The following is a 3,266-nucleotide window of genomic DNA, read 5'->3' as shown; positions in this document are numbered from 1 at the left end:
CCCCCGCCCCCGCCGCCACAGCCACTCCTCGATCGACTCGTACGGCACCTGCCGAACGAGCGACGCCGCGGCATCGTTCAACAGCCGATCGTTCAACAGTCGATCGTCCATCGCCGACCGGTGCCCCGGCACGATGTCCTCACCGTCCAGCCCAACGGCCCGGGCAGCCAGCAGATCGATCAACTCGGCCCCCGCCAGTGCCAGCGACAGCTCACCTTGCTGCAGAGGACGACTGGACGGCACGTCCAGGGCAATGATCACCAGATCCCGCGCTGTGGTCATGGACGACTCCGTCTCAGGGCATCCGTAAGCGAACTCAGACACATCCGTAAGCGAACGACCGCCGACCCGCCCAGGCTAGCCAACAAACCACCCCAGAGCCGCCGAAAGGAGCCCCATGACCGGATGGCACAGCCGAGCCCAACGGGGTCAGCCCTTCTCGCCCAAGGCCGCGCGCAACCAGTCGAGAGGGTCCTGGGCCAGCAGTTCATCGGCGCCCCGGGAGGGCATGAGGTCCAGACGCAGAGCAGGCCCTCTGTTCGAATGAACAGAGGGCCTGCAACTTTTTGACCTGCGGCGCAGGTTGTGCCCCCGGCAGGATTCGAACCTGCGACACCCGCTTTAGGAGAGCGGTGCTCTATCCCCTGAGCTACGGAGGCGGGGCGGTCAGCGGTGGTGCGGTGTCCCTTGGTGGGCGCACCATCGGCCAGCCGTGAACAGGGTAGCGGATGGGGTCGTGCCCGGTCTCGCCACTGGTGGTCAAGGCTCGTGGTCGGTGGGTCAGCCGGGGAAGTTCCAGCTGACGGTGCCGTCGGCGGTGACCAGGGCGGCGAGCACGATCAGGTCGGCGAGGCCCAGGGTCATGCCGAGGAGGGCGCGGCCGCGGCGGTCGGTGCCGCGGTGGAGGGCGAGGGCGCCCAGGGTCAGTGACAGCGGGCCCAGGACGACGTTCATGACGAGCAGGCCCACCAGGCCCAGGATGAAGGAGGCCACGGCCATGCCGTCGGCCTGGTTCTCCTTGCGGCGAGGGGCCTTTGAGGGGGTGGTCGCGGCGCGGTGGATGAGCGTGGTCATCGACGGGCCTCCTTCGTGCGGTACTCGCGGATGGCGAAGATCAGCAGCCAGACGGCAATCGCGGCGGCCGCGGTCAGCGTCGCGCCGAGCGGGAGGTGTGCCGCGGTGCCCAGGAGGACTCCCAGGAGGAGCAAAGCTGCGACGAGGAAGATCATTTCTGGCCCTTCCGGGTGAGGTGAGTGGCCTTGATCGACGGTTAGGTGAACAGTTGGTGTGACAGTTGTTCACTGACTATCGAGTCTAGCGCGGCTCCGGGGTGGATCGTGTCGGAGAACGGGTGTTTACTGAATGGCATGAGTCACACCATCGGCGTCCGGCAGGCCCAGAAGCAGAAGACCCGGCAGGCGCTCCTCGACGCCGGGCTGCGGCTGCTGGCGGAGCAGAGCCTGAGCAGCCTCGGGCTGCGCGAGGTGACGCGGGTGGTGGGGGTGGCGCCGGCGGCGTTCTACCGGCACTTCCGGGACATCCCCGACCTGGGCGTCGCGCTGGTCGAGGAGTCGCTCGGCAGCCTGCACGTCGTGATTCGCGCGATCCTCGCCGAGCAGCCCGGCGCCGAGGAGCGCATCGACCGTACGGTCGCGGTCGTCGAGCGGTACGTACGCGAGAACCCGGCGCACGTTCGCTTCATCGCGCGGGAGCGGCACGGGGGCGTGCGCGCCGTGCGGAAGGCGATAGCCGCCGAACTGGCGCGGTTCGCCGCGGAGGTGGCGGCGGGGCTCAGGGAACAGCCGGTGTCGGACGCCTGGAGCGACGACGACGTGCTCATGCTCGCCGAGATGTACGTCGATCATCTGGTGATGACCGCGTCGGCGATTCTGGACGCCGCGGATGATGATGACGCGGCCGCTTGCGACCGGATCGCCGAACGTGCCCGTCGGCAACTCCGGCTGATCAGCCTTGGGCGATTGCATTGGACGGATTGAGGGCCGGGCGGTCCGCCCCGTGTGGTGTGCCTGATGCCTGATGCCTGTTGCCTGACGCCGATCGGCCACGCCCACCTGGCACGCCCTGGTGCCGTCAGGCCCGTTTCGGTGTGGTGATGCGTACTCGGAAGGTGTCCGAGGAATCGGGCGGGGCGTTCTTCAGGACCGAGACCGTGATGCCTTCCGCGCGGAAGGTCTGGCCGGGGCGGTATGTGGCGTCGGTCAGGGCCGCGCGGACGTTCGGGTCCTTGCGGTAGCAGCCGGCGCTCTTCGGGGTGGCGTCGGAGACGCGTACCGGGCCCCTGCCCGAAGGTATGTCGGTGGAGACGCGGTAGACCAGGACGCCCGGGCGGCACGCGGTCGGGTCGAGCGGGCCGGTGCGGCGGGCCTCCACGACGTACGCGCGGTAGCGGGAGACCGGGATGACTGCGATCTTCGTGCCGCCGGGTGCGGAGGCCGGGGTGAGCCGGTGGGTGGTGACGGAGCCGGGGCGGCGGACGCAGTCCACCTGGGCCGGGGACAGCCAGCCGAGCTTCCACTTGTGCCAGCCCAGGAAGTCGTTCTCCGGGCCCCAGTCGACGTCCATGGGGTCCCAGTGGCCCACCGGGTGCGGATCGGCGCGCCCGTCGGTGAAGTACAGGTCCGGCAGGCCGAAGGAGTGGGCGTTCTCGTGGTTCAGGACGCGGTAGGCGCTCGCGCCGGTCTGCCGGCTCCAGATGAACGAGACGTTCTTGAGCTGTGTACCGTCGCCCGTCCGCAGGCCCAGCGGGCCGCCGCTGAAGGTGACGGACCAGACGTTCTCGGTCGCGGGCGGGCCGGCGTTCGGCGTGACGAGGACGTTGACCAGGTCGTAGGCGCGGAAGTCCACGTTGCGGTCGACGGTGCGCACGATCTCCTTCGCCACCGCGTAATAGCCGTTCTTCGAGGCGGGGTTGAAGGAGGTGCCGCGCCCGATGTCGTACGAGGCCAGTGGGCGGGACATCCGTATCCACTTCAGGACGGGTGTCGAGCGGTAGTCGAGCTTGCCGTAGGAGCTCTGCCGGAAGAAGCGCGGGACGGCCGGGAAGAACTCGCCGTAACGCGCGCGGGGGCTGATCCCGGCGCGTACGTCGGGGAAGTCGATGAGCACCGTGAGGGCCCGTACGCGGCCGGTGGCGCGCGTGAAGCCGCGGGGAGTGGTGGCCGCCTCCGATACGCCGGCGTGGGTGCCCGGGAAAGCGCCGGAGAGGGCGCAGGGGCCGGAGGGGAAGGCCGCGGAGGGGGCGCGAG

Annotated in this window: 5 protein-coding genes and 1 tRNA gene; 1 reads left to right on the top strand and 5 read right to left on the bottom strand. The window is 69.5% G+C overall.

The genetic code is table 11. The annotated features are described in order from the left end of the window. The 4 genes from CCS38_RS29425 to CCS38_RS29410 all read right to left on the bottom strand — a co-directional run. On the bottom strand, positions 1 to 282 hold a 282-nt coding region (locus tag CCS38_RS29425; protein WP_223736375.1), incomplete at its 3' end, for a GPP34 family phosphoprotein. Positions 283 to 586: 304 nt separating this feature from the next. After that, positions 587 to 659 (bottom strand) — tRNA-Arg (locus tag CCS38_RS29420). Positions 660 to 780: 121 nt separating this feature from the next. Beyond that, positions 781 to 1,074, bottom strand: coding sequence for a hypothetical protein (locus CCS38_RS29415; RefSeq protein ID WP_223736374.1), 294 nt, complete (start codon positions 1,072 to 1,074; stop codon positions 781 to 783). Beyond that, on the bottom strand, positions 1,071 to 1,229 hold the full coding sequence (locus CCS38_RS29410; RefSeq protein WP_169749851.1) for a hypothetical protein: 159 nt from the start codon (positions 1,227 to 1,229) through the stop codon (positions 1,071 to 1,073). Before CCS38_RS29410 ends, CCS38_RS29415 begins: the two co-directional genes overlap by 4 nt. Positions 1,230 to 1,367: 138 nt before the next feature. Here CCS38_RS29410 and CCS38_RS29405 point away from each other — a divergent pair, with 138 nt between their 5' ends. Further along, complete coding sequence (locus CCS38_RS29405) at positions 1,368 to 1,997, top strand: TetR family transcriptional regulator (RefSeq protein ID WP_223736373.1); 630 nt, start codon at positions 1,368 to 1,370, stop codon at positions 1,995 to 1,997. A gap of 94 nt (positions 1,998 to 2,091) precedes the next feature. Here the strand turns inward: CCS38_RS29405 and CCS38_RS29400 are convergent. After that, positions 2,092 to 3,266 (bottom strand): M6 family metalloprotease domain-containing protein (locus CCS38_RS29400; RefSeq protein ID WP_223736372.1); only part of this gene is annotated, 1,175 nt, incomplete at its 5' end.

The organism is Streptomyces purpurogeneiscleroticus (genome assembly GCF_020024005.1).
Taxonomy (GTDB): domain Bacteria; phylum Actinomycetota; class Actinomycetes; order Streptomycetales; family Streptomycetaceae; genus Streptomyces; species Streptomyces purpurogeneiscleroticus.
The sequence above is the reverse complement of the archived record's forward strand: the minus strand, read 5'-3'. Positions and strand labels throughout refer to the sequence as shown.

Coding starts and splice junctions, on each gene's coding strand:
- CCS38_RS29415 (WP_223736374.1), bottom strand. CDS start 1,074: ATGACCACGCTCATCCACCGCGCCGCGACCACCCCCTCAAAGGCCCCT.
- CCS38_RS29405 (WP_223736373.1), top strand. CDS start 1,368: ATGAGTCACACCATCGGCGTCCGGCAGGCCCAGAAGCAGAAGACCCGG.
- CCS38_RS29410 (WP_169749851.1), bottom strand. CDS start 1,229: ATGATCTTCCTCGTCGCAGCTTTGCTCCTCCTGGGAGTCCTCCTGGGC.